We start from the raw sequence: 24,111 nt of genomic DNA, 5'->3' as shown, positions 1-24,111 counted from the left end.
ACGTCCATGAGCGACAACATTCCCTCACGAATTGAACAGCGCGGCATCGAGCCGGTTCCCGACTCCGAGCGCAACGGAAACCCGCTGCAGCTCTTCTGGGTGTGGTTCGCCGCGAACATTTCCATTCTCGGTCTGCCGCTTGGGGCATCGCTCGTGGCGTTCCAGCTGCTCAACTTCTGGCAGTCAGTGATCGTCGCCGTCATCGGTGCGGCGGGTGCCTTCGCCCTCGTCGGCGTTGTCTCGATCGCCGGGCGACGCGGAGGAGCACCGAGCATGACACTCTCGCGCGCCATCTTCGGCGTACGCGGCAACATCGGCCCCACACTCGTCTCGTTGCTGTCGCGGTTGGGCTGGGAGACGGTGAACACGACGACCGGCGCATTCGTGCTGTTGTCTCTGTTCACGATCCTGTTCGGGGTGTCGGGCGATGCCAAGGCCGTTCCCCTGCTCGCCATCGTGGCCATCGTGATCTTCGAGGTGTGCACGCTTCTTGTCTCCGGCCTCGGGCACGCGGCGATTCTCGTCATCCAGAAGTGGTCGACGTGGATCTTCGGTGCGCTCAACCTCGTCGTTGCGGCATTCATCGTCGCAACGGTCAACTGGGAGGCCGTCTTCGCCGCTGCGCCCGGGCCCGTCAGCGCAATGCTCGTCGGCATCAGCGTCATTGCGGCGGGAACGGGAATCGGCTGGGCGAACGCCGGGGCCGACATGTCGCGCTACCAGCGCAAATCGGTGCGCGCAGGGCACCTTGTGGCATCCGCGGCGGCGGGCGCCGGCATCCCGCTCATCGTGCTGATCGGCATCGGTTCGCTTGTGACCATCGGCGACCCCTCACTGGCCGAAGCATCCGATCCGGTCGCGGCGATCCGCGAACTGCTGCCCTCGTGGATGGCCGTTCCCTACCTCATTGCTGCATTTGGGGGCCTGCTGCTCTCGAACCACCTGTCCGTGTATTCGGCGGGGCTCACGACGCTGACGCTCGGCATCAAGGTGAAGCGCGTCTACGCCGTGACCCTCGACGTGCTCGTGACGTTCATCGGAGCGCTCTACTTCATGCTCGTCGCCGACAGCTTCTACACTCCGTTCATCACGATTATCTCGGTGCTCGCCATCCCCATCACCGCCTGGCTCGCCGTGTTCCTCGTCGACATGATCAAGCGTCACAACTATGACCCGGATGCTCTGCTCAATCTGCGTTCCGACAGCGGGTACTGGTACCGCGGCGGCATCGAGTGGCGTGCTTTCGGTTCGTGGGCCATCGCGATCGTCGTGGGGCTCTTGTTCTCGAAGGTGGGCCCGGCGGATGCTCCGTGGTTCACGGGTCTGTTCTCGCACACCTGGGTCGCAACGAACGGCCTGGCCTGGGTCGCCACGTTCGTCATCGCCGGCGGACTCTACTTCGTGTTGGGCGGGGCGCGCGCGGGTGTGATTCCCCTCACCTCGGCAGGCGCGGAAGCGGAGGTCTCAGATCGTGTCTGAACTGAGCATGCCTGATCGCGGCAGGCTCGTCTACGTCGGCAACGTGATCGTCGATCTCGTCATGCAGATTGACGCGATTCCCGAGCCGGGAGGGGACACGCTCGCGCATGCATCGATGCACACGGCGGGCGGCGGCTTCAATACGATGATTGCCGCCGCACGCGATGGCGCCGATGTCGTCTTCACTGGGCAGTATGGCACGGGCCCGTTCGGGTCGACGGTGCGCGCTGCCCTGGCCGACAGCGGTTTCGACGTCGTGCAGGCGGGCATTGCGGATGTCGACAGCGGATACTGTGTGGCACTTGTCGACGCCTCAACCGAGCGCACGTTCGTCACATCCGTCGGTGCCGAGGGGATGCTGACGGCCGACGATCTTGCGCGGGTCACGATGCGCGCGAACGACATCGTCTTCGTCTCCGGGTACAGCCTCGCGCACCCGAGCAATGCCGCGGCCATCCCCGGGTGGCTCGAGAGCATCCCGGGCAACGTGCGGGTCGTGCTCGACCCAAGTCCGCTCATCGGCGAGCTCGATGCCGATGTGCGCGAGCGCGTGCTGCGGCGCACCGATATCTTGACGCTGAACGCGCGAGAGGCGCAGATTCTCAGCGGTGGTCGAGAGAAATCCGCCGCCACGGAACGCCTGAGTAGCATGATTCGGGTCGGCGGTTCGGTCATCGTCCGTGACGGCGAGCGTGGCGCTCTCCTCGCACGGGCGGGAACGGCCGCCGTAACGATCCCCGCGATCGAGGTGACTGCGGTCGATTCGAATGGAGCGGGCGACGCCCATGGCGGTGTGCTTACGGCAGCGCTGTTGCGTGGGGCAGCCTTGCCTGACGCGGTGCGCCGAGCCAACTTTGCGGCGGCTCTGGCGGTCACGCAGGTCGGCCCCTCCACGTCTCCGACGGCCACGCAGATCGATGCGGCCCTCGCTGACGCGCCCCGATCGCAGGGGCGGCTCTGATTGGAGGCGCGTACCCCAGGTACTCTGATGTGCGTAGGTTCCGGCGCAGCGTCAGCGGTGTTCGCAATCTGTCTGGCCGAGATCGTAGAGAGGTGAGCTGTGAGCGATTCGCTGCGAAAGTCCATCACGCTCCTCGAAGCACTGCGTGTGATGGCCGACGGCGGAAGCGCGCGAACCCTGGCGGAGGCCACGGGCATTCCGCGCAGCACCGTGCAGCGATTGTTGACCGTGCTCGACGAGAGCCAGATGGTTGTGCAAGACTCGCGCACTCTGAAGTACTCGATTGGGCCCAAGACGCTCATGCTCGGCATGGCCTATCGGCGCGGAATCGACTTGTCATCGTTAGCGCGCCCGCTGATGCTGCAGCTGAGGGCTTCGACAAACGAGACAGTGGGTTTGTCGATCCGCATCGGAAATGTACGCATGTTCATCGAAGAGGTGCAGAGTCTTGCGCACTTGCGCTTCGCCTCCGAGCTTGGTGCTCTGTACCCGCTCTGGTCAGGTGCCGCGGGGCGGGTGCTGATGACAGAGCTCAGCGAGGTGGAGATCGATGCTGTTCTCGGATCGACCCCTGACGCAGCCGCCATCGTGCACGCTCCGATCGGCAGAGACGAGCTTCTGCGCCTCATGCGGCACGTGCGGCTGACGAAAAATGCGCGCGCGTTCAACGAGACGCTCGACAACATCAGCTCCATTGCGGTTCCTGTCCGTGACAATCGTGGCGCGGTTGCCGCATCCCTCTCCCTGTCCGGGCCGAGTGAGCGACTGACCGATGCGCGTATGGACGAAGTGCTTCCGCTGCTGAACGACGCAGCGGAGCAGCTGGCCAACGGTCTCGGTGCGAATTCCTGACTGAGCGGATGCCGCTTGACACCCATGAGGCTGGGTGGCATGCTCTCTCCGTCCCAAATGGGACACTGTCCCAATTAGCGGGACATCAGATGACGGGAGTCCAATGATGCGCTCAAACCTGAAGGCTGGAAAGGTGTCGCGCCCACGTGACGTCGTATTGGCCAGCGTTCTCGGTTCTGTGGTCGAGTGGTATGACTTCTTTCTGTACGGAACGATGGCGGCACTCGTTTTCAATACCCAGTTCTTCCCAGAATTCGATCCGCTGATTGGCAGCATGATGGCGTTCGCCACGTTCGCCGCCGGGTTTATCACCCGCCCGCTTGGCGGGCTCATCTTCGGGCACTTCGGCGACCGCCTCGGCCGCAAGAAGATTCTGGTCATCACCATGCTGATCATGGGTGGTTCTACATTTGCGATGGGCATTCTTCCCACCTATGCCGCGATCGGCGTAACCGCGCCGATTCTGCTGCTTCTGCTCCGGATGTTCCAAGGCATTGGCCTTGGCGGCGAGTGGGGCGGCGCTGCGATCTTGACGTTCGAGCATGCGCCGCAGGGAAAGCGCGGGCTCTTCAGCAGCTGGCCGCAGACTGGCGTGCCCATCGGCCTGCTCTTGTCCACACTTGCCGTCAACTTGGCGAGCATCGGCGGAAGCGACGTTCTGGCTGCATGGGCCTGGCGCGTCCCCTTTCTCTTCAGCGCGATACTCGTCTTTGTCGGCCTCTTTGTGCGGCTGCGCGTAACTGAGCCGCCGGCGTTCACGGCCCTTGTCAAGAAGAACGAACGCTCGAAGGTTCCCGCACTTGAGGTGCTCCGCTATTACCCCAAGCAGGTCATCCTCGGTATCGGGGCGCGATTTGCCGAGAGCGTGACGTTCAACGTGTACAACGCCTTCCTGCTGACCTACACGACAGTCGTGCTGGGACTGGACGACTCTGTCGTTCTGAACGGTCTGCTCATCGCAGCGGTCGTCGGCTTCATCGTCATTCCTCTCGCCGGTGGGCTCTCTGACCGCATCGGCAGACGCTCGGTTTACGCATTTGGGGCGGCCTTTGCGGCGGTCACCGCGTTTCCGGTGTTCTGGCTCGTCGACTCCGGGGTGACGCAACTCATCTGGGTGGCGCTTGTTGCCGGCTGGGGCATCGGCGCCTGTTCAATGTTCGGTCCGCAGGCCGCCTTCTTCGCGGAGCTCTTTCCCGCACGCATCCGCTACACGGGAATGTCCATCGTCTATCAGTTCGGCGTACTGCCGTCTGGTGCCATTGCCCCGGCTTTGTCGATCTGGCTCGTCTCGCAATTCGGCGGGTCGTGGCCAGTCGCGGTCTACATCATCATTGTCGGCGTCATCGCTCTCGTCTCGCTCAAGTTCACTCGCGAGCGGGCGGCCGACGACATCGACGCGGAGCTGACCGGAGCGCCCGCCCACAACGACATCATCGCCGATTCACCAAGGAGCTAACAATGGCGCAGAAAACGCACCCCCGCCGACCGAACATCGTTCTCGTGCTGGCTGACGACATGGGGTATTCAGACATCGGATGCTTCGGTGGTGAGATCGATACCCCCAACCTCGATGGTCTCGCGGCATCGGGAACTCGATTGAGCCAGTTCTACAACACGGCACGCTGCAGTCCGTCGCGGGCGTCACTCATCACGGGATTGCATCCGCACCAGACGGGCATCGGCATCCTCAACTACGACGATGCCCCTGACGGGTACCCGGGCACGCTCAGCGAATCAAGCGTGACCATAGCCGAGGTGCTGCGGGAGTCCGGGTATGAAACGTACCTGTCCGGCAAATGGCATCTCTCGAGTTCTATCCACGACGTCGCCGACAGCTGGCCGACGCGCCGTGGCTTCTCACACTTCTACGGAACGCTGGAGGGCGCGGGCAGCTACTTTCAGCCGAGAACGCTGACGCGCGACGAGCAGAACATCGAAGATGAAGCGCTCGACCCCGCTTTCTATTACACAGATGCCATCAGTGACGCCGCGGTCGCATATGTGACAGAACACAGCGCCCTGCGAGCTTCAGACCCTCTGTTCATGTTCGTGTCATACACGGCGCCGCATTGGCCGCTGCACGCGATTGAGGAAGACGTCGCGAAATATGCCGGTCGTTTCAGCGCAGGGTGGGATCAGTTGCGCCGCGAACGTCTTGAACGGCTCGTCGCGATGGGCATCATCGACAAGGCGTGGGATCTCACAGACAGGGACCCGCGGGTTCCCGGTTGGGAAGACGTGACCGACCAGGAATGGGAGGCCGCGCGAATGGCGGTATATGCAGCGCAGGTCGACCGCATGGATCAGGGCATCGGCCGCATTGTGTCCTCCTTGGAATCTGAGGGAATGATGGACGATACGCTCTTCATCTTCCTCTCGGACAACGGCGGATGCGCCGAAGAGATGCCGATCGAAACGGCGAAGGACTTCGTCACCACCTATGTCACCTTCGATGCCACGACGCGGGATGGCCGTGACGTGGTGCCGGGCAATGACCCGAGCATCCTTCCCGGTGACGAGGCGACGTATGCGACCTATGGGCGCCCCTGGGCGAACCTGTCGAACACGCCGTTTCGTGAGTACAAGCACTGGATTCATGAGGGCGGAATCTCAACTCCGTTCATCGCCCACTGGCCGAACGGGCTCTCTGATGCCTCCGCACTGCGTAGTCAGCCGCATCAGCTCACTGATCTGATGGCGACGGTTCTTGACGTATCGGGGGCCTCGTACCCGACGGAGCGAAACGGGAGGCCGGTGCCGGCTCCCGAGGGGGTATCACTGATGCCAACCTTGGTGAGTGATGTGAGTGACCCCGAGCGATTTCTGTTCTGGGAGCACGAGGGAAATGCCGGAGTGAGGCGTGGTCGCTTCAAACTGGTTCGCAAATACCCCGGTGACTGGGAGTTGTATGACGTGGTTGAAGACCGCACGGAGCTGAGAGACATTTCGTCGCAGCATCCGGATGTTGTCGCTGAGTTCTCGCGGGCGTATGACGAGTGGGCCGAGCGTTGCGGCGTCATTGCGCGTGAGAGAGTGCTTGAGCTCTACGCGTCGCGTGGAAAGGGCCTGCCCTCCGAGTAATGCGCCACGGCGGCCCCGGCTCTATGCCCGAGGGTTATCGAGCGCCGGAGTTTCGGGCCGCTGCGTGCTGATGACCGTTTGAGGGTGCACGGCGCGCGAACGAGCGAGGTGGGCCGCCATCTCCGCTTGCGCACCCTCCGCGTCGCCATCACGGAGCTTCTCGAGAATTCGCCTGTGCTCCGCGACGCCACTCAGCATCCCCTCATGCTCGCTTTGCACGCTCTCGAACATCCCGTGCACGATGATGTCCACGAGTGGAGTGACGAGGAGACTGAAGAGTGGATTCTTCGTTGCCTCGGCGATCTGAAGGTGAAAGCTGACGTCGGCCGCTGTGTAAGCCGAGAGATCGACGTTTGCCGTGGCCGTCATCGTCTCGATGTGCTTTTCGAGGAGCGTCAGATCGCTGGCGGTGGCACGCGCCGCCGCCAGCCCGGTGGACTCCAACTCGACGGTCCGCCGAGCCTCGTAGAGGTCATCAACGGAGTACTCGACTCGCGACTGACTCTGCAGGTGCCGGAGCAATGAACGAGAAACGGTCTCGATGTTCGGCTGCCGGACGAAGGTGCCGCGACCGTTTACGGTCTCGATGTAGCCGCGTTCGCGGAGATGTGCAAGAGCCTCTCGCACGACGGGGCGACTGACTTCGTACTCTGCGGCGAGTTGTCCTTCCGTAGGGAGTTTGGTGTCTGGCGCATACTCGCCGGTGGCGATTGCCTGCTCCAGTTGGATGACAAGAGCGTCCAGGAGGGTAGTGCGCTCGAGCGGCTTCGACATCTTCGTTCCCTTCACGCTGAGGATTACTCGCAACGATACTAGTTTATAGTCATGCTGTCAGACAGCTTGACAGCATGACTTCTCTCTGGTTTGCTATCAAAATTGGGCGGGTTGCTTTTTCGCACCCGGAGGTGTTGCTGTGCGTGATCTCAAAGGAGTGATTCGGATGAATAAATCAATACGACCCGTTGCGGTCGTTCTCGTTGCGGGCCTTTCGCTGGCGATGGTGGGTTGCTCGAGTGGAGGCTCCGATGATGGCGGTGAAGTGTCGCTCGGGTTGGGGAATGTGCTCTCGGAGACGCATCCGTGGAATGTCTGTGGTGCGGATGCCATGGTGACGTCGCTTGAGGAGTCGGGCGCCGGGGTCTCGCTCGAGGTGTACCCGGCCGGCCAGACGCAGGCAGACACACTGGAGCAGCTCGATGCCTTGCAGTCGGGAACGCTTGACCTGACGTTCGCTGGCCCTGCTCAGCTCGCAACTCGCTCAGAGGTCCTGAACATCTTCGATGCCGCGTACATGTTCCGCGATGCTGATCACCTTCTCGAGGTCATGAATGGAGAAATTGGCGACGAGGTCTTTGGTGACCTTGCTGATGAATCGGGGCTCAATGTGTTGAGCACCGGGTATTACGGCACTCGTCACGTCACGGCAAATAAGCCTGTAACCGAGCCGAGCGATCTCGACGGCATGAAGCTGCGTGTCATCGACTCGCCGCTCTGGATCGACAACGCGAAGGCAATCGGAGCCGAGCCCACGCCGGTTGCATTCGCCGAGCTGTATCTCGCGCTGCAGCAGGGTGTTGTGGATGCTGAGGAAAACCCTCTCCCCACTATCTCGTCTGAGAAATTCTTCGAGGTGCAGGACTACGTCAGCCTCACCGCGCACAACATCGGCGCTGAGTCGATCGTGGCGTCACAGACGGCCCTCGACAAGCTCTCTGATTCCCAAGTTGAAGCCCTCAACGAAGCCGCGATTGCAGGTGCAGAAGCAGCCACAAAGTGCATACAAGACGAAGAGGACGACCTACTAAAGGAATGGTCGGCGGAAGACAGCCCGATCGAGGTTGTCACGGATGTTGATCTGGACGCCTTCTCGCAGGCGGCAGAAGACTATCTCCTGCCGAAGTACGGCGACCAGTGGGGCGACCTCTATGACCGGATCAGGAATTCCTAGATGAGATCCGATAATTCGCGCACACTCCCCGGACATCGCGCGGGGAGGCTCGTCGCTGACGTACTCGAACGTATTGAGGAGCTCGCCTCGGGTGTGCTGATCGTCGGAATCTTCGGCTTAGTCTTCGGCCAGGTGATCTTTCGATACGTCTTAGACTCGCCTCCGTTCTGGATCGAAGAGATTGCGCGAACCGGCATGGTCTGGCTCACGTTCATCGCAGCCGCGATGGTGACGAGCAAAGTTCTTCACCTTGTGATGACGATGATCACGGATCGACTCGGTCAGCGGGCAAGCATCGTCTTCACGTATTTCGGTGAGCTGACGATTCTCGTCACCTCCGTTGCATTAGTTCCCGCAGCATGGCACCTCGTGTCAACGCTTGGGGGTGTCTCATCGTCGACCGGGCTCCTCCCGAGAAGCGCGCTGTTTCTTGCTCCGCTCATTGGATTCGGCCTGATGGCGCTTCACTCGTTCATCAACATCTTGTGGAAGAAGCCGCACGAGGCACCCGGGGAGGTAGCGCTATGACCGCGCTGATTGTGACGATCGCGGTACTTCTGCTCATCTGCATCCGAGTTCCGATTGCGTTTGCCCTGCTCCTTCCGAGCCTTGGCTACCTGACATTCGCGTCCAGTGTGCCGACATCTGTTGCGATCGAGCGCATGGTGTCGAGCCTGAATGGATTCGCGCTGCTCGCCGTTCCCTTGTTCATTCTCGTCGGCAACGTCGCGAACAACACCGGGCTCGCGTCGAAAATCTTCGATGTTGCACATTCGTTCGTCGGCCGATTTCGCGGTGGGCTCGGGTATGTGAATGTGTTCTCCAGCCTTGGCTTCTCGTGGATGAGCGGGACGGTAGTGTCTGATGTTGCCGTCATGGGCTCGATGATGGCTCCGCAGATGAAGAAGCGTGGGTACAAGGACGAGTTCATCGCCGGCATCACGAGCGCGGGCTCCCTCATCGCGCCGGTGATGCCACCAAGCGTTCCCGCGATCATCTTCGGTGTGACGTCTGGCGTTTCTATCGGTGCACTCTTCATCGCGGGTGTCATTCCCGCACTGATCGTGGTGCTGGCGCTCTGTCTGTCCGTCTGGGTCTACGCGCGCAAACGCGATGATCTTCGGCAGGAGGCGCCACCGGCAAAGACGATTCTGATGTCGGCTGTTAAGGCTCTGCCCGTTGCCTTCGCGCCGGTGATCGTCCTCGGCGGCATCCTCGGAGGCATATTCACTCCGACGGAAGCAGCGGCAGTGACTGTCGCATATCTTGTGGTCATCAGCGCAGTGTTTTACCGATCGTTGACGCTGTCGGCAGTGCGCGGCGCTCTGCTCGCCACGGCGAAGACCACAGGTAGCGTCATGCTTCTGGTGGCTGGCGCCACGCTCTATGGCTGGGTACTCACGGTTGAGCGGGTCCCGCAAGCGCTGGGCGGGCTGATTCTCGGGCTGACGGACAATCCGATCGTGTTCATGCTGGCGACGATTGTGCTGTTGCTCATTATCGGATGCTTTATGGACACGACTGCGGCCATCCTGATTCTCACGCCCGTGTTGCTGCCGATCGCCACGTCGCTCGATATCGATCCGGTGCATTTCGGCATCCTGTTGATCTTCACGCTCTTGATCGGCCTCATGACCCCGCCTGTTGGGCTCGTTCTCTACGTGCTGGAGTCCGTGACGGAACTCAGGATGCCGGCGATTCTGCGCGGAACGATCCCGTACGTGCTGATCTACATCGGCATCGCACTTCTCATCATGCTCGTGCCGGCGCTCACAACGTGGCTGCCGTCATTTATGAACAACTGACCTGAAACGAAGCAAAGAAAAGAGTAAGAATGACCAGGATCTCCAACTGGAAGCAGAACCACGACGGCGTCATCGTCGGAGGGTGGGGCCTTTTGGGCCCAGCCTCGGCAGAGGTCATGAGCCTGTCTGCACTCGACTGGGTGGCGCTCGATGCGCAGCACGGCAGCTTCGATGACCGGTCGGCGCTCGAGGCGCTCCATGCGATTCCACGTGAGCGGATGGACGTGCTGGTGCGTGTTCCTCGCAACGACGAAGGTCGCATTGGACGTGTGCTCGATGCGGGTGCGCGTGGCGTGATCGTGCCGATGGTCGAAACCGAAGAGGATGCTCGTCGTGCAGCGCAGGCGTGCCGCTATCCGAGCCAGGGCACTCGTAGTTGGGGTCAGGTGGGCAGTCGCTGGGGGCGGCCGGAGATCGATGTGGCAACATCGAATGCCGAGGTTGTCTGCGCCGTCATGGTGGAGTCGCGGACAGGTCTTGATAACGTCGACGCTATCGCGGCTACACCGGGGATCGACATGATCTTCGTCGGGCCCTTTGACCTCTCGATCGCGCTCGGCACCACGGTTCACGACCTTCTCGCTCAGGGTCGCAACGGTGAGCTGGGAACGATCGTCGCAGCCTGCGAGCGCCACAATGTCATTGCTGGCGCGTTTGCAGGCACGGTTGAGCGCAGTGAACGACTGGCGGAGCTTGGATTCTCCGCTCTTGCAGCAGGCACTGACGAGGGAATGCTCGCTGCTTCATCCCAGGCATTGACCGGAAGTCTGGCGTCCGAACAAGTCGGAAGCTACTAATCCGGAGCCCACGCAGAATGGCCCGTCTTCTTCACGAAGGCGGGCCGCTTCGTCGTGGCCCGCTTGCCACGCTTAACGATGATGTAAAGAATGCGGTTCGTCAGTTCAAGATCGCCCACGGCCGCCGCTCCAACAGCATTTGCCGTGTGAAGTGCTGTCTCATAGGACAGTCCGCCGCGCAGCGCAATCGTGAGCGCGGCGCAAAACGCGTCGACCGCCGACCGTGTTGACCGGAACTGGTTCTACAGCGGGAGCGAACGCGACCTGCTCGCCCCGCTCCAGAACAGCGGAGCCCTTGGCCCCATACGTCACGGCGACGACGGCAGCGCCTGTCAGTTCGGGGATCAGCGCATACTCCGTCTCGTTCACGATAATTAGGTCTGCCCGAGTGATGAGTTCGGCGGGAAGCGCCACAGCGGGTGCTGCGTTGAGCGCGAAATAGCCGTGGCATCGGCGGGCGGCCTCGGTTACGGTCTCGGGGGAGATCTCCAGTTGGGCAAGAACCGTGGCGCCGTCAGGGAACTCGACGTCGACAGTATGGACGTGCGCGTTAGCGCTCTCACATACCGCGATCTGGTTTTCTCCGTCGGCATCCACCATGATCAGCGCCGTGCCTGTCTCTGCCTGGAGAGTCCTCACATGAGTAAGGTCAACTCCTGCGGTCTGGAGCGCGTGCCGATGCCGTGTTCATCGGCGTGACGACGCACGAAACACCAATGAACATGGCACAAACTTGCCATGGCTTCGATTAGGAGAGTTGGCTCCGCGCTTCAGCTACGAGCTTTGCGACGCGTGCGCGCTCCGACTTTCCAAAGGTTTCCCTTGTGGACAAGATTCCGATGAGCCCGATGACGGCAGCAAGCATGTACAGCAGCGAGGCGCCGGACCAGCCGAGCCAACCCACCAGGACTGCCGCGAGAAAGGGTGCGAATCCGCCGAGCGCTGCTGCGATCTGGTAACCGAGCGACGCACCCGATGTGCGCGTGGAGGTACCGAAAAGCTCCGTCAGAAGTGACCCCTGGGTGCCGGTAAGTGAGGCGTGGATGACTCCAATTCCAAAGATGAACACCGCGATGACAAGGGCGGGGGCTCCGTCATTTGTGAGCAGGTACATCGGGAACGCGAACAATATCGCGACGGCGCAGCCAACGATGTAAATCGGACGACGTCCGATCTTGTCTGTCAACGACCCTGCAAGAAACGTCACGAAGATGGCCACAATGCTCGCCGCGGTCAGCGCTCCCAATGCAGTGGGGCGCAGGTCGGGGAATCGTTCGACGAGATAATTGAGAAAGTAGGTGGCCGTGGAGTAGTAGGCAAAGGACTCCACGATGCGCAGCGAGATAACGCGGAGGATGCTTCTCCAATCGCGTCGGAGTGTGGTGAGGAACGGGTTCTTCTCGATCTTGCCCTCGGCCTTAGCCTCTTGAAACTCCGGTGACTCCGACAAACGGGAACGCACAATGAGCGCCACGACCACGAGTACTGCGCTGAGCAGGAACGGAACACGCCAGCGCCAGTCGCCGTCGAGATTTGCTGAGATGAGAAACATCGCACTCGCGAGGGCGATGCCGAGCGGGTTTCCCGATTGTGGAATCGCAGCGAACATACCTCGCCGATTCCACGGCGCGTGTTCGTACGCCATCGTAATGGCGCCGCCCCACTCCGCTCCGAATGCCAGACCTTGGATCATTCTGATGACGACGAGGAGTACGGGTGCCACGGCCCCAACTGTCGCGTAGGTCGGCAAGATCCCGATAATGAAAGTGGCTCCGCCCATCACCAGCATCGCACCGACGAGAACCGGTTTTCGGCCAAATTTATCGGCAAGGTACCCGCCAATGGCTCCGCCGAGAGGGCGCATCAGAAACCCGACTGCGAGCGTTGCAAAGGAAAGCAGGGTGCCGATGAATCGATCGCTTTCTGGGAAGAACACCGCGCTGAAGTAGAGCGCTGAGGCGGTGCCGTATGCAATGAAGTCGTAGTTCTCGACGCTCGTGCCGAGCGCTGCGGCGACGGCGGTCTTGTACCGATCTTTTGAGCCAAGGGGCGACTGAATTCTTGCTGCGGTGGGCTGTGTCATAGGTGGATCTCCTTTGATCAACGGGGAGGAGGAAGAAAAGCTCTAGCGACCGGATGCCGGTTTTGCTTCGAGAAGATCGAGAGCATTGAGTTTCTCTACTCGACGTCGGGTGTCTTCGTCGTCGTCGAAGGTTGCCGAGAGAAACTCAGACACGATCGTTTCGATAAACGCGGGTGGAACGAGCCACGCACCGAGCGCAATGACGTTTGCATCGTCGTGTTCGACAGCTTGGTGTGCGGAATACGGTTCGTTTGCCAGTGCACAGCGGATGCCGGGGATTTTGTTGGCGGCCATGATGGCGCCAGCGCCTGTGCCGCAGACAAGAATGGCCCGGTCGGCGCTGTTATCCAGGACGCGTGCGCACGTCGATTCCGTGATGTCCGGAAAATCGATGGGCTTGTCGGAATATGTTCCGCAGTCGAGCGCGGTGTGGCCGAGCTCGACAAGAACGTCGATCACGGACTGTTTGAGATGAAAACCGGCATGATCCGCGCCCACTGCAACTTTCACGAGGATTTCCTTTCGGTGTCGTCAGAGAGCACGAGCTCAGGTATCGTGGAAGCGTTTCCATGGAAACGATTCCACGTTTGATTGAACTAGTTTGCAATAAGACATGCAGAATCGCAAGCTCGCTCTTAGATGTTGGCGCGGTCCACGAACGTCGTCGTGATTCGCTGAGAGAACGCGTCTTTGCCGGCGATCAAGTCAAGGAGTCCATGTGCTCCGAGGCGCCCGATCTCAGCGCCATCATGCTTCACAGCGCTAATCGCTGGTGTGGCAAATTCAAACCAATCGAGATCGTCGAACGACACGACTTCGATTCGCGAGGCTTCCGCAGCGCCCAGTCTCCGTCGCATACCGCGTACCGCCCCAAGCGTTGTTGGACCGTTTGCGCCGAACACGGCGCTGGGGCGCGTGCCACGGTCGAGGAGGCGAATCATTGCGGCCGCTGCGCCCTCTTCGAGAAAGTCCCCGGTCTCGATCAGCGAGTCGTCGGTGCTGATGCCGTGCGATTCCCTTCCGGCAAGGTACGCCTCTTGGCGTTCGGCTCCTGTGGAGATCGTTGGCGGACCTCCGATGAAAGCCACATCTCTATGACCGCGTGACTGAAGCCAATCAAGCACCAGCCCTACTCCTTGGGCATTGTCTGTGGCATAGAGCGGTGCGTCCACTCCTTCGATGCTCCTGTTGAGCAGAACGACCGGCAAACCCGACGCGAGCAGAGATGTCAACTGTGGAGAGACAGGGCCCTGTGGTGCCAGCAGGAGTCCGGCGATCCGCTGCGACGCAAAGATTCTCAAGTATTCGTCTGCTTGAGACGCGTCCTCATTGGCATTGGCGAGAATAACCGTGTACCCGCGTTTCATGGCTTCACGTTCGGCAGCGTGTGCAAGCTGCGAGAAGAATGGATTGCGGATGTCTGAGACGAGCAGCCCGAGAACTTCAGTCCGTGCTCTTCGCAGTGCTCGGGCGGGACCGTGCGCGACGTAGTTCAGTTCGCCCGCAGCTGCGAAAACTCGTGCTCGCGAATCGGGCGACGTTTGGCTGCTGCCGCTGAGCACACGGGAAGCTGTTCCCAAAGAGACCCCGGCGCGCTCTGCGACGTCCTTGATCGTTGCCATGAACTGCACCCCTGTGGAAGCGTATCTTCGCGTTTCACCTACTCTATCGACTGGCCCAGCGGACGGAGCATCGGTCCATCGCCCGCATGATGTCAGCCAGCTCGAAGGTTTTCTGTTGGGCGCGATGTCGTAGGGGGCAGGGGCGAACGGTAGGGAGATGTTCGGACTCGCCGTGGCCGACAGCGTGCTTGTGGGGGCGACCATCTGAACTGTTTGGACAATCGCCGACATTGAGATCTTCATGGACGTGCCGAACGCGGCCAGCCCCGAGACGCTGGCACGGTCGCGATCTTGCGGGCCTTTGATTCGCCCCCTACGGACGGGGTCGTCGCCGTTGTCGAGTTTCCTGTCAGTCGGAATCTTGACAAGCCGTTTGGTCTTATGCATTATTAAGAACGTCTGATGGTCAGACCAACGTTTACAAGCAAAGCGTTGACGAGGAAGTGGGCACATATGAATCTGTATTCGATGCTGCAAGATCGAAAGTCAGCGGCAGGGCCGATTCGTGTCGGTGTCATCGGTGCTGGCAAGTTTTCGTCGATGTTCTTGACGCAAGCGGTCCACAGCGACGGCTTCCATGTTGTTGCCGTTGCAGACATCGATGTGCAGAAAGCTAAGGGAGCCCTCGCCCGGACCGGATGGCCAGCGGAGCGTTACGCCGCCGTGAGCTTCGATGAAGCTCTGCGCAATGGGTCAACGTACGTTCTTGAGAGCGCGGACGACCTTCTCGAACGCCCGGAGATCGAGGTGGTGCTTGAGATCACCGGTAACCCTCTCTTTGGCACCTACCACGCGATTAAAGCCATCGACAATGGCAAACACGTGATCATGGTAAACGTCGAGGCAGACTGCATGGTCGGTCCCATTCTTCAGCGTCGTGCCCAGCAAGCTGGAGTTGTCTACTCGATGGCCTACGGGGACCAGCCTGCGCTGATCTGTGAACTGGTCGACTGGTGTCGAACAGTCGGATTCGACATTGTGTCGGCAGGTAAAGGTACAAAGTACCTTCCCGAATACAACTACTCGACACCTGACACCGTGTGGAACTATTACGGTTTCACGGATGAACAGCTCGCGTCGGGCGATTACAACCCAAAAATGTTCAACTCCTTCCTCGATGGAACTAAGTCGGCTATTGAAATGGCTGCGGTTGCGAACGGAACGGGGCTTCTGCCGCAAGACGAGGGTCTGCTCTTTCCTGCCGCGAGCAAAGACGACCTCCCAACGGTATTCCGTGAGAACTCTTTGGACGGCGGGAGTCTCACGCGCCGCGGCACTGTCGAGATTGCGTCAAGCATGTATCGAGACGGAACCGAGGTTCCCGACAACCTGCGGTGGGGCGTGTACGTGACATTCGAAGCCAAGACCGACTACGCGGTTCAGTGCTTCGCTGAGTACGGAGTTCACACAGACGAGACTGGACGATACGGGTCTCTCTACCGCCCGTACCACATGATCGGACTTGAGCTCGGCGTAAGCATCGCAAACGCTGTGCTGCGCGGCGAAGCGACGGGTGCCCCGACAGGCTTTCGTGGTGATGTCACGACAACTGCCAAGAGGGATCTCAGAGCAGGCGAAGTCCTCGATGGTGAGGGTGGCTACACAGTCTTCGGCAAGCTGGCTCCGGCCCATGTCTCTTTCGAGCACAGTGCGCTCCCACTTGGTCTTGCGCACGGGATGAAGCTCGTTCGCGACGTGCCAAAAGACCGCATGGTCTCGTGGAACGATGTCGAACCCGATGAATCGCTGCTTGCCGTGAAGGTTCGGCGAGAGCTTGAGCGAGAGTTTCGTCGTGAGTCACTCGAGAGGGTCTGACGGTCTGACCGCCGGTGAAATGAAAACTAGACTGCTCACCAGTGGACGGAACCTCGATGGAGTTCTGAGAGCGGGGAGCAATGACAGACGCCGATTCCTGGCAGCCTGTGCAGCGGGTGCGGACGTACGAACAGGTTATGGCTCAGATCGAGGAGCGCATTCTCGATGGTCGGCTCAAGGCCGGGGATCATCTGCCGAGCGAACGAGAACTCGCCGTGTCTCTTGGTGTGAGTCGGCCCTCGCTCCGAGAGAGTCTGCGCGTGCTCGAGGCCCTGGGAATTGTCGATGTGCGCCGGGGAGGCGAAGGCGGGGCCGTCTTAGTCGGTACGCCTGGGCCCGGATTCGTCAACCTCCTCAAGTTGCAGCTGGCCCTCGGGCATTTCAGCCACACGGACGTACTTGAAACGCGTCTCGCGCTCGAGGAATGGTCGTCGGCCGAAGCAGCGCAAAGGGCTAGCGAGGCAGACCACCATGCCTTGGGAGGCATCCTGGACGCGATGGACGACACCGAGATCGACGTCAGAGAATTCAACCGTCTCGATGCAGCATTCCATGTCGCTATCGCTGAATCCACGGGCAACGCGCTTACCGCACACTTTATGGGCTCACTCCGAACCGCAATCAATCGCCAGATGATCGAGGCGTACGAACGGCTAGAGAATTGGCACGAAACGGCAATAACGGTGCGGGCTGAACATCGCGCAATCCTCGAGGCAATCGAACAGCACAGAACAGCGGACGTTGTGCAGCTCATGAGCGAGCACATCACAAGCTTCTACCAACTCGGAAACGTAGGCGGAGTCAGCAACACCGCCGGTTGATCGTCGCGCTATCGGCGACACGCCGGCGCCCTGTTCCGCGTCACGACCGCGGAGCAGGGATCTCTCCTGCCCTCCGCCACTTATCAAGGGAGATATCGCAATGACTACAGCTGAGTCCCGATCGCGGCACGCCGCGTCTGGGTCGCCTGACAAACTCAAAGTCGCAATCGGAAGTGCCGTCGGCACGACAGTCGAGAACTACGACTTCCTCGCGTACGGCACTGCTGCCGCGCTCTACTTTGGCACCGACTTCTTCCCAAGCGAGGATAAGGTCGTCGGGGTCTTGCTCGGCTTTCTCACGTTTGGAATCGGCTTCGCGATGCGTCCCCTCGGGGGCATCATTGGTGGGCATCTGGGTGACAAATATGGCCGCAAGCCCGTGCTCATTGGGGCACTGTTCGTTATGGGAATCTCGACGGTACTCATCGGGTTACTCCCGACCTATGCGCAGATCGGGCTCGCTGCCCCACTGCTCCTGACGGCAATACGAATTGTGCAGGGTCTGGCCTTCGGTGCCGAATGGGGCGGCGCTATTCTCATGACCTTCGAACACGCGCCATGGAAGAAACGCGGAAAGTACGCTGCCATTCCCCAGATCGGCGTGCCGCTCGGAGTGTTCTTGGCAAACATTGCCTTCCTTCTCTCGGCCGGTCTCGGCAATGAACTTGCCTGGCGGCTTCCGTTCATGCTGAGCGCGGTGCTCATCATCGCAGGATTGATCTTGCGGCTCAAAGTCTCGGAAAGCCCAGAGTTTGAGGACGCTAAGACAGCCGGGATCCTCGTCAAGAACCCTGTCTGGGAGGTCGTGAAGAAAGATTGGCGCACTGTACTTCGTGCGATTGCTCTTCGACTGGCCGAGACAGGCGGCTTCTACGTCATCGTGACATACATGCTTGCTTACATCGAGGCGAACGAGATCACGGGGCGCGAGGTGGCGTTGACAGGTCTGATAGCAGCAACGGGGATCGGTTGTTTCACGACAATCATGTTCGGAGCCCTCAGCGATCGCATTGGCCGGAAGAAGGTCTACCTGATCGGGTGTCTCTTGACTATTGCGTTCGCTTTTCCCATGTTCTTGCTTGTTAACACTGGAGTACCAGCTCTCATCATGCTGGTCTACATCATTGCACTGCCACTCATTCACGACATGCTCGCGGGAACGCAGGGAGCATACTTCAGTGAGCTTTTTGATACGAACACGCGTACATCGGGAGCTTCACTGGGATATCAGTTCTCGGCTGCAATTTCGGGATTCATCCCCTTCCTTGCTACGGCTGCGGCGGTAGGTCTCGGCTGGGGCGGTGTGGCGTGGATTTACGTCGCCGTTGGGGTTATCGGACTGATCGGCGTCGTCACCACCCGAGAGACTTGGGGACCAAAAGAGCGTGCCGAGGTCGACCGCATCATCGCGTTAGAGAATCAGTGAATCCCCGCTCGATCCCCTCGAAAGGATAGTCGAGTGAAGACTGTAGTTCTCGACGATGACCCGACCGGTACTCAGTCGGCCAGCGGAGTAAAAGTTCTGCTGCACAGCGACGCTGATCTGATTATGGAGGCGCTCCGTGACGCGGACAGCGTGTACGTACAGACAAATACCCGCGCAATCGACGAGCAATCAGCAGTCGACCTCGTCGCGAAGGTAAAGGCGGATGCCGAGGAGGCAGCCGGACGGCTAGGGGAGCAGTTGCAGTTCGTGCTCAGAGGTGACTCGACGCTGCGCGGGCATGTCTTTGCCGAGACAGAGGTGTTCCTCGACAAGGACGCCGTGATGCTGTTCGTGCCCGCCTTCCCTGCGGGTGGGCGTACAACGGTCGATGGCGTTCATTTCGTGCGTGTTGGCGGTAAGGAGGTACCGGCTCACGAGACTGAGTATGCGCGAGACCCAGTCTTTCCATTTGCCACGGGCGTTCTCGCCGAATATGTTCTCGAGAAATCTGGGCGCTCGGCTCTTCCGCTGTCACGTGAGATCGTGCGAAGCGATCGGCTAGCGCAGGTTCTTGAGGCGGCGGAACCGGGCAGTGTCGTGATCCCGGATGCAGAGAACGACAATGATATCAATCTGATCGCCGAGGCTGTGGTTGCGGCACGAGGTGAAGGTAAGCGGATCGTCGTCCGTTCGGCATCCCCCCTCGCTGCCGCGCTGGCCGGGGTGGCCAGCGATGGCCTTCTGCCTGTGCCGCTTGTCGCTGCTTCGCGGCGCACGCTTCTCGTGTGTGGATCGCACACAGAGGGGGCGACGGCGCAACTGGCTCTCGTTCGCGATATGTGGGGAGAGCCCATAACGGTGTTGACAGATGCTGCGCTTGACGACCCGGCTACTGCTGGCACCGATGCTGCTGACGGCATCCGCAGCCAGCTCGACGAACGCCCATTCGCGTACCTGACGACTGAACGCCAGCGCCAGGAGTCTCACGGCACGCTGGAGCACGGCGAACGCGTCATGTCGGGGCTGACGCATGCGGTGCGCGCGGTGCTATCTCAGGTCGACGTCATCATCGCGAAGGGGGGTATCACTTCGGCTGAGGTTGCTCGAACGGGGATCGGTGCTCGCTCCGCACTTGTTCTGGGACAGGTGCTGCCCGGAATCTCGGTCTGGTGCATGACTGATCATACGGGGCGTGAGGTTCTTTACATCGTTGTCCCCGGCAACGTGGGTGACGAGCGAACGCTCACCGACGTGCTCGCAGCGTTGTCGCTTCCTTAGCCAAATTGGTCGCTCCTGACATGACGAGCGATAGACCTATCGGACATTGCGGCTTGATCCACAAGCCTCGGAGCACGCTTGGCGTGGAAGAAAACGGTCGAGCCATGTGGACACCTGCGCGCGTCCACTGCAAAGCGATATAGCCGCTGGCAATATTTCGGTTCGACGTTGCGCGAGGGGCTCCAAAAACCGATAGTTGAGGCCCTTGTATTCCTGAGTGCAGCTTCCTATACTCAAGGAACGCAATAAATTGCAGGGTCGCATGAAATTGCAGCATGGAATGCGCGGCCCCTTAGTGAAAGGGAACTTGATGCTCGAGAACTTCACCGACATGCTCGAAGACGCACGAAAGAACAAGTATGGAATCGGGTGCATCAACACCCCGAACCTGGAGTATCTGCGTGCACTGATTGAGGCTGCCGAAGAGGTTAATGTTCCGCTGATTATCGACCATGCGGAAGTGCACGACAGCCTGATCCCGCTCGAATCCATGGCCCCTTACATGATTGAGTTTGCGAAGAAGGCTTCCGTACCAGTTGCTGTCCACGTGGACCACGGCGAAAGCATGAACTTTATTGTGCGGGGTCTGCGTGCCGGGTACAGCTCAGTTATGTACGACTGCTCAGCTCTTCCGCTCGAGGAGAATATTCGTCGGGTACGCGACTTTGTCGAAATGGTGCATCCAGCAGGGGTCTCAGTCGAAGGTGAACTCGGTGTGATGCCTTCTACGTTGGACGACACTCACGGTGGCAGCGGAGGTGTTGCTCCGTATACGGACCCTGAGGCTGCTGCACGGTTCGTCGAAGAAACTGGAGTTGATGCTCTCGCAGTGACGTTTGGAACGTCGCACGGAGTCTACGTTGAAGAACCGAAAGTCGACCTTGACCATCTCCGTACGCTCGACGAGGCGACAGGAAACGTGCCCCTTGTGATGCATGGCAGTTCAGGAGTCCCCATCCCTGATATCCAGAAGGCAATCAATCTCGGGGTGTCCAAGGTGAACTACTACTCATACCTCGCCGTGGACTCATCAAAGTTTGCCGCTGAGCGGATGGCTGAAAACGACAGCGAGGGAGTGCCGACCTTCTATCACGAGCTTGTCGAAGAGGTATACGCCCACACGAAGAACCAGGCCATTGACTTGCTGCGCGACTTCAAAAACGGCCATGAGTAGAGGAAGTGTGGTTGAGGTGAGTGCCCCATCGGTCATTAGTGTCGATCTAATCAGTCTTGATCATTCGCCCCCAGCTTCAAAGGAGGAGCTCTTTGCGCAGATGGTCCGACAGCTCGCAGAAGCGGGGCGCATTGACGATCAAGCTGAAGCAGTCACCGCTCTACAAGCGCGTGAGGCGATGGGGTCAACGTATATGGGCAACGGCATTGCGATACCGCACGCAAAATCACCGACATTCGCCACACCGTCGGTATCGGCATGGCGGTTCAAGGAGCCGATGCGCTACCGCTCGTTTAACGAGGAGGGCGACGTCAGCCGTGTGTTTATGCTCACGATGCCTGACGGAGCCGATCGGGAGCACCTAAAGGTACTGGCAGAGATCGCGCGGATGCTGAGTCATGACGAGGTCCTTGCGGACTTCGACGCGGCGCACAGCGGTGCAACGGTCGCCACTCTCTTGTCGGAGTACTTGGCAAATGACAGTGAATCAACGCAGATTCAAGAGGAGAAATAATGATCAACGTCATCGCAGTCACGTCCTGTGCGACGGGCATTGCTCACTCGTACATGGCGGCCGAAGCAATCAAAAAACTCGGCAAGAAAAACGGGTGGAAGGTTCGAATCGAGATACAAGGAGCGATGGGCGTCGAGGATCGCCTCAAGAGCGGCGAGATTGAGGGAGCCGATGTGCTTGTTCTCGCCAACGATGTCGGTCTGACGGACGGCGAGAGGTTTGATTCTCTCAAGGCGCGCACGATCTCAATGACGCCGCATTCGGTTATTCAAAGCCCTGACAATCTCGCAAGCAAGGTCCAAGCGCTCGTCGAGCAAGGGGCGTGACGAGATGGCACTCAAAGACGAGGGCACGCGCCTGAAGGAAGGCCTACTGAGCGGCGTTTCGTACATGATCCCGTTCGTGGTTGCTGGCGGCATTCTTATCGCGCTCGCGTTCGGTTTCGGCGGAATTCAGATCAGCGAGGGCTCCGGCCCATGGCATGAGGTCTTCGCGTGGGGCGATGCTGCGATGGGCCTCATGACAACGGTGCTCGCAGGGTACATTGCGTATTCTTACGCGGACAAACCAGCGCTGGCCCCAGGTTTTGTCGCAGGCGCAATAGCAGCGACTCAAGGTTCCGGGTTCATCGGAGCGATAATCGGCGGTGTCATCGCCGGCTACATCGTGATGGCTCTCAAGAAGATCAAGTTACCGATTGCTCTGCGATCGCTGCTGCCCGTGCTGATCATCCCTGTTGTATCTGTCCTTGCAATTGGTGCGATCATGACGTTCATCATCGGTGTTCCAGTTACCTGGCTGAATGTCACTCTGCAGGACGCACTCTCCGGGATGACAGGGACGAGTCTCATCGTGCTCGGTATCGTACAGGGGGCGATGTTGGCGTCCGATATGGGAGGGCCAATCAACAAGGCCGCTTACGCGTTTGCACTTGCTGCAACTGAAGCAGGCAATTGGGCACCAATGGCTGCGAATTTCATTGGATCGATGGCCCCACCTTTAGGGATCGGTTTTGCCATCTTACTGGCGCGAAAGCGCTTTACTCAAAGCGAAAAGGGATCGGTCGGTGGTCTTTTCGTCGGCGGGCTCGGAATGATTACCGAGTTTGCCATTCCCTTCGCAGCGGCGCGGCCCCTGCGCACCATTCCTGCTCTCATGATCGGTAGCGCTGTTGGGGGCGCTCTGAGCTACATCTTCGGGCTGACGATACAAGCACCACACGGTGGTCTGTTCGTTGTCTTCCTTGTGAACAACATTCCGCTCTTCCTCGTATCACTGGTGGTCGCGTCACTTATTACCGCTGGTGCTCTCATTCTGTTTCGAGGGAAGCTGCCGAAAGAAGACGTGGCAGTGGCGTAGCACGAGGATGATCAAGAATGGAACAACCATTCAGTATGCGGGGCGGGCATGGCAGCGCGGTACCGCAGAGTCAAATTCTAGGGCGGTTGAGCGCCCGACCCGAAGCACCGGTGACGGAAAGCGATCATGAACAACGAAGAGTATCGAGACCACAGACTCATGGTGAGAGTCGGACGTATGCACTATGAGCAGGGGCTTCGACAGAGCCAAGTGGCAGCCAAGCTTGAGATCTCACAGACGAAGGTTTCCCGGTTACTCAAACGTGCCGAGAGAGAGGGAATCATTCGCACGGTGGTGATCGCGCCCGATGGACTCCACACAGATCTCGAAGAAGCGATCGAGAAAAAGTATGGGCTTGAAGAGGTCGTGGTGGTCGACGCCGAGGGAACTACACGCGACGTACTCCCGGCGCTCGCATCAGCTGGTGCAGAGTATGTACATCGCTCATTCACGGTACCGACGATCTTGGGCGTCTCGGCATGGAGCGAGACCTTGGCAGCACTCAGCATGAATTTGCGTTCGGAAATGGGTGCCAAGGCGCAAGCGGTGGTTCAGCTTGTGGGAGGTGCGGGGCGCGCAGACGCACACATGGCATCAGTTCAGATGCTCGCACGATTCTCAAACGCCTTGGACGCCTCGCCAATTCTCATACCGACTCCCGGCGTTGCCTCAAATGAAGAAAGTCAGCGAGTGATGACTAGTGACCCCGTTGTAGCCTCGGCGATCGGCTATTGGGACCAGGTAGAAACGGCGTTGCTCGGCATTGGTGGTCTAGAGGCCTCCCCGACGCTGCAGCGAAGCGGCAACGTCGGAGACGACCAGGGACGAAGCTTTCAGGAACTCGGCGCAATTGGGGACATCTGTCTCCGTCATTTCGACCAAGACGGAACGTTTATTCAGTCTGAATACGACAGGCGGGTGATTGGGGTGTCGCCGAAACAACTCAGCGATATTCCTCGGCGAATCGGAATTGCGGGAGGGTCCGAGAAACACCGCGCGATCACGGGAGCTGCTCTCGGCGGCATCCTGACCACATTGATTACCGATGTCGAGACAGCGACCGAACTTGCGAAGACATCGAGACAGGAGACTTGAC

Annotated in this window: 23 protein-coding genes; 18 read left to right on the top strand and 5 right to left on the bottom strand. The window is 59.8% G+C overall.

Annotation, left to right across the window (positions count from 1 at the left end; translation table 11 throughout):
• Positions 1-6 precede the first annotated feature (6 nt).
• From HCR76_RS16335 to HCR76_RS16315, 5 genes are all read left to right on the top strand, one after another.
• Positions 7-1,479, top strand: a complete 1,473-nt coding sequence (locus HCR76_RS16335) for a purine-cytosine permease family protein (protein ID WP_166986796.1) — start codon at positions 7-9, stop codon at positions 1,477-1,479.
• Positions 1,472-2,440 (top strand): PfkB family carbohydrate kinase, encoded by a 969-nt coding sequence (locus tag HCR76_RS16330; protein WP_244971428.1) that lies wholly within the window; start codon positions 1,472-1,474, stop codon positions 2,438-2,440. Before HCR76_RS16335 ends, HCR76_RS16330 begins: the two co-directional genes overlap by 8 nt.
• Positions 2,441-2,539: 99 nt before the next feature.
• Positions 2,540-3,292, top strand: a complete 753-nt coding sequence (locus tag HCR76_RS16325) for an IclR family transcriptional regulator (protein ID WP_166986799.1) — start codon at positions 2,540-2,542, stop codon at positions 3,290-3,292.
• Between the two features lie 103 nt (positions 3,293-3,395).
• Complete coding sequence (locus HCR76_RS16320) at positions 3,396-4,748, top strand: MFS transporter (RefSeq protein ID WP_166986802.1); 1,353 nt, start codon at positions 3,396-3,398, stop codon at positions 4,746-4,748.
• Positions 4,749-4,750: 2 nt separating this feature from the next.
• Entirely contained in the window at positions 4,751-6,373 is a 1,623-nt protein-coding gene (locus HCR76_RS16315; RefSeq protein WP_166986806.1) for an arylsulfatase, read from the top strand.
• Between the two features lie 21 nt (positions 6,374-6,394).
• Here HCR76_RS16315 and HCR76_RS16310 read toward each other — a convergent pair whose 3' ends face one another.
• A complete protein-coding gene (locus tag HCR76_RS16310; RefSeq protein WP_166986809.1) occupies positions 6,395-7,147 on the bottom strand; it encodes a FadR/GntR family transcriptional regulator in 753 nt (250 codons plus the stop codon).
• A gap of 166 nt (positions 7,148-7,313) precedes the next feature.
• Between HCR76_RS16310 and HCR76_RS16305 the strand changes: the two genes are divergently transcribed.
• Genes HCR76_RS16305 through HCR76_RS16290 form a run of 4 tightly spaced genes read left to right on the top strand, consistent with a single transcriptional unit; the run spans position 7,314 to position 10,923 of the window.
• Entirely contained in the window at positions 7,314-8,321 is a 1,008-nt protein-coding gene (locus HCR76_RS16305; protein WP_166986812.1) for a DctP family TRAP transporter solute-binding subunit, read from the top strand.
• A complete protein-coding gene (locus HCR76_RS16300; protein WP_166986815.1) occupies positions 8,322-8,849 on the top strand; it encodes a TRAP transporter small permease in 528 nt (175 codons plus the stop codon).
• The gene (locus HCR76_RS16295; protein ID WP_166986818.1) at positions 8,846-10,126 is read left to right on the top strand and encodes a TRAP transporter large permease; all 1,281 of its coding nucleotides are present in this window, start codon (positions 8,846-8,848) and stop codon (positions 10,124-10,126) included. Before HCR76_RS16300 ends, HCR76_RS16295 begins: the two co-directional genes overlap by 4 nt.
• 29 nt (positions 10,127-10,155) lie before the next feature.
• Positions 10,156-10,923, top strand: a complete 768-nt coding sequence (locus HCR76_RS16290; RefSeq protein WP_166986820.1) for an HpcH/HpaI aldolase family protein — start codon at positions 10,156-10,158, stop codon at positions 10,921-10,923.
• A 159-nt stretch (positions 10,924-11,082) separates the two neighbouring features.
• Here the strand turns inward: HCR76_RS16290 and HCR76_RS16285 are convergent, their stop codons facing one another.
• From HCR76_RS16285 to HCR76_RS16270, 4 genes are all read right to left on the bottom strand, one after another.
• The gene (locus tag HCR76_RS16285) at positions 11,083-11,562 is read right to left on the bottom strand and encodes a PfkB family carbohydrate kinase (protein WP_244971427.1); all 480 of its coding nucleotides are present in this window, start codon (positions 11,560-11,562) and stop codon (positions 11,083-11,085) included.
• 109 nt (positions 11,563-11,671) lie between these two features.
• A complete protein-coding gene (locus tag HCR76_RS16280; protein ID WP_166986823.1) occupies positions 11,672-13,006 on the bottom strand; it encodes an MFS transporter in 1,335 nt (444 codons plus the stop codon).
• 42 nt (positions 13,007-13,048) lie between these two features.
• Entirely contained in the window at positions 13,049-13,516 is a 468-nt protein-coding gene (locus HCR76_RS16275; RefSeq protein WP_166986826.1) for an RpiB/LacA/LacB family sugar-phosphate isomerase, read from the bottom strand.
• A 125-nt stretch (positions 13,517-13,641) separates the two neighbouring features.
• Complete coding sequence (locus HCR76_RS16270) at positions 13,642-14,628, bottom strand: LacI family DNA-binding transcriptional regulator (protein WP_166986829.1); 987 nt, start codon at positions 14,626-14,628, stop codon at positions 13,642-13,644.
• 453 nt (positions 14,629-15,081) lie between these two features.
• On the opposite strand from HCR76_RS16270, the gene HCR76_RS16265 reads away from it, so the two are divergent.
• The 9 genes from HCR76_RS16265 to HCR76_RS16225 all read left to right on the top strand — a co-directional run bounded on the left by HCR76_RS16265 (position 15,082) and on the right by HCR76_RS16225 (position 24,110).
• A complete protein-coding gene (locus HCR76_RS16265) occupies positions 15,082-16,443 on the top strand; it encodes an NAD(P)H-dependent oxidoreductase (RefSeq protein ID WP_166986832.1) in 1,362 nt (453 codons plus the stop codon).
• Between the two features lie 80 nt (positions 16,444-16,523).
• Complete coding sequence (locus HCR76_RS16260; RefSeq protein WP_166986835.1) at positions 16,524-17,264, top strand: FadR/GntR family transcriptional regulator; 741 nt, start codon at positions 16,524-16,526, stop codon at positions 17,262-17,264.
• Positions 17,265-17,364: 100 nt separating this feature from the next.
• Positions 17,365-18,690, top strand: a complete 1,326-nt coding sequence (locus tag HCR76_RS16255; protein WP_166986838.1) for an MFS transporter — start codon at positions 17,365-17,367, stop codon at positions 18,688-18,690.
• Positions 18,691-18,723: 33 nt separating this feature from the next.
• Positions 18,724-19,968, top strand: coding sequence for a four-carbon acid sugar kinase family protein (locus HCR76_RS16250; RefSeq protein ID WP_166986841.1), 1,245 nt, complete (start codon positions 18,724-18,726; stop codon positions 19,966-19,968).
• A 262-nt stretch (positions 19,969-20,230) separates the two neighbouring features.
• The gene (locus tag HCR76_RS16245) at positions 20,231-21,142 is read left to right on the top strand and encodes a class II fructose-bisphosphate aldolase (RefSeq protein ID WP_342357104.1); all 912 of its coding nucleotides are present in this window, start codon (positions 20,231-20,233) and stop codon (positions 21,140-21,142) included.
• Positions 21,135-21,656: a PTS sugar transporter subunit IIA gene (locus tag HCR76_RS16240; RefSeq protein WP_244971426.1), complete on the top strand. Its 522-nt coding sequence runs from the start codon at positions 21,135-21,137 to the stop codon at positions 21,654-21,656. Before HCR76_RS16245 ends, HCR76_RS16240 begins: the two co-directional genes overlap by 8 nt.
• The gene (locus HCR76_RS16235; RefSeq protein WP_198248086.1) at positions 21,656-21,982 is read left to right on the top strand and encodes a PTS fructose transporter subunit IIB; all 327 of its coding nucleotides are present in this window, start codon (positions 21,656-21,658) and stop codon (positions 21,980-21,982) included. The genes HCR76_RS16240 and HCR76_RS16235 overlap by 1 nt, the downstream gene beginning before the upstream one ends.
• A gap of 4 nt (positions 21,983-21,986) precedes the next feature.
• Positions 21,987-23,015: a PTS fructose transporter subunit IIC gene (locus HCR76_RS16230; RefSeq protein ID WP_166986847.1), complete on the top strand. Its 1,029-nt coding sequence runs from the start codon at positions 21,987-21,989 to the stop codon at positions 23,013-23,015.
• Between the two features lie 126 nt (positions 23,016-23,141).
• The gene (locus HCR76_RS16225) at positions 23,142-24,110 is read left to right on the top strand and encodes a sugar-binding transcriptional regulator (RefSeq protein WP_166986850.1); all 969 of its coding nucleotides are present in this window, start codon (positions 23,142-23,144) and stop codon (positions 24,108-24,110) included.
• Position 24,111: the final 1 nt, after the last annotated feature.

Origin of the sequence: Paramicrobacterium chengjingii, from assembly GCF_011751765.2 — a bacterium.
In the GTDB taxonomy this organism is placed as follows: domain Bacteria; phylum Actinomycetota; class Actinomycetes; order Actinomycetales; family Microbacteriaceae; genus Paramicrobacterium; species Paramicrobacterium chengjingii.
Note: the sequence above shows the minus strand (reverse complement) of the source record. Positions and strands in the feature narration are given on the sequence as shown.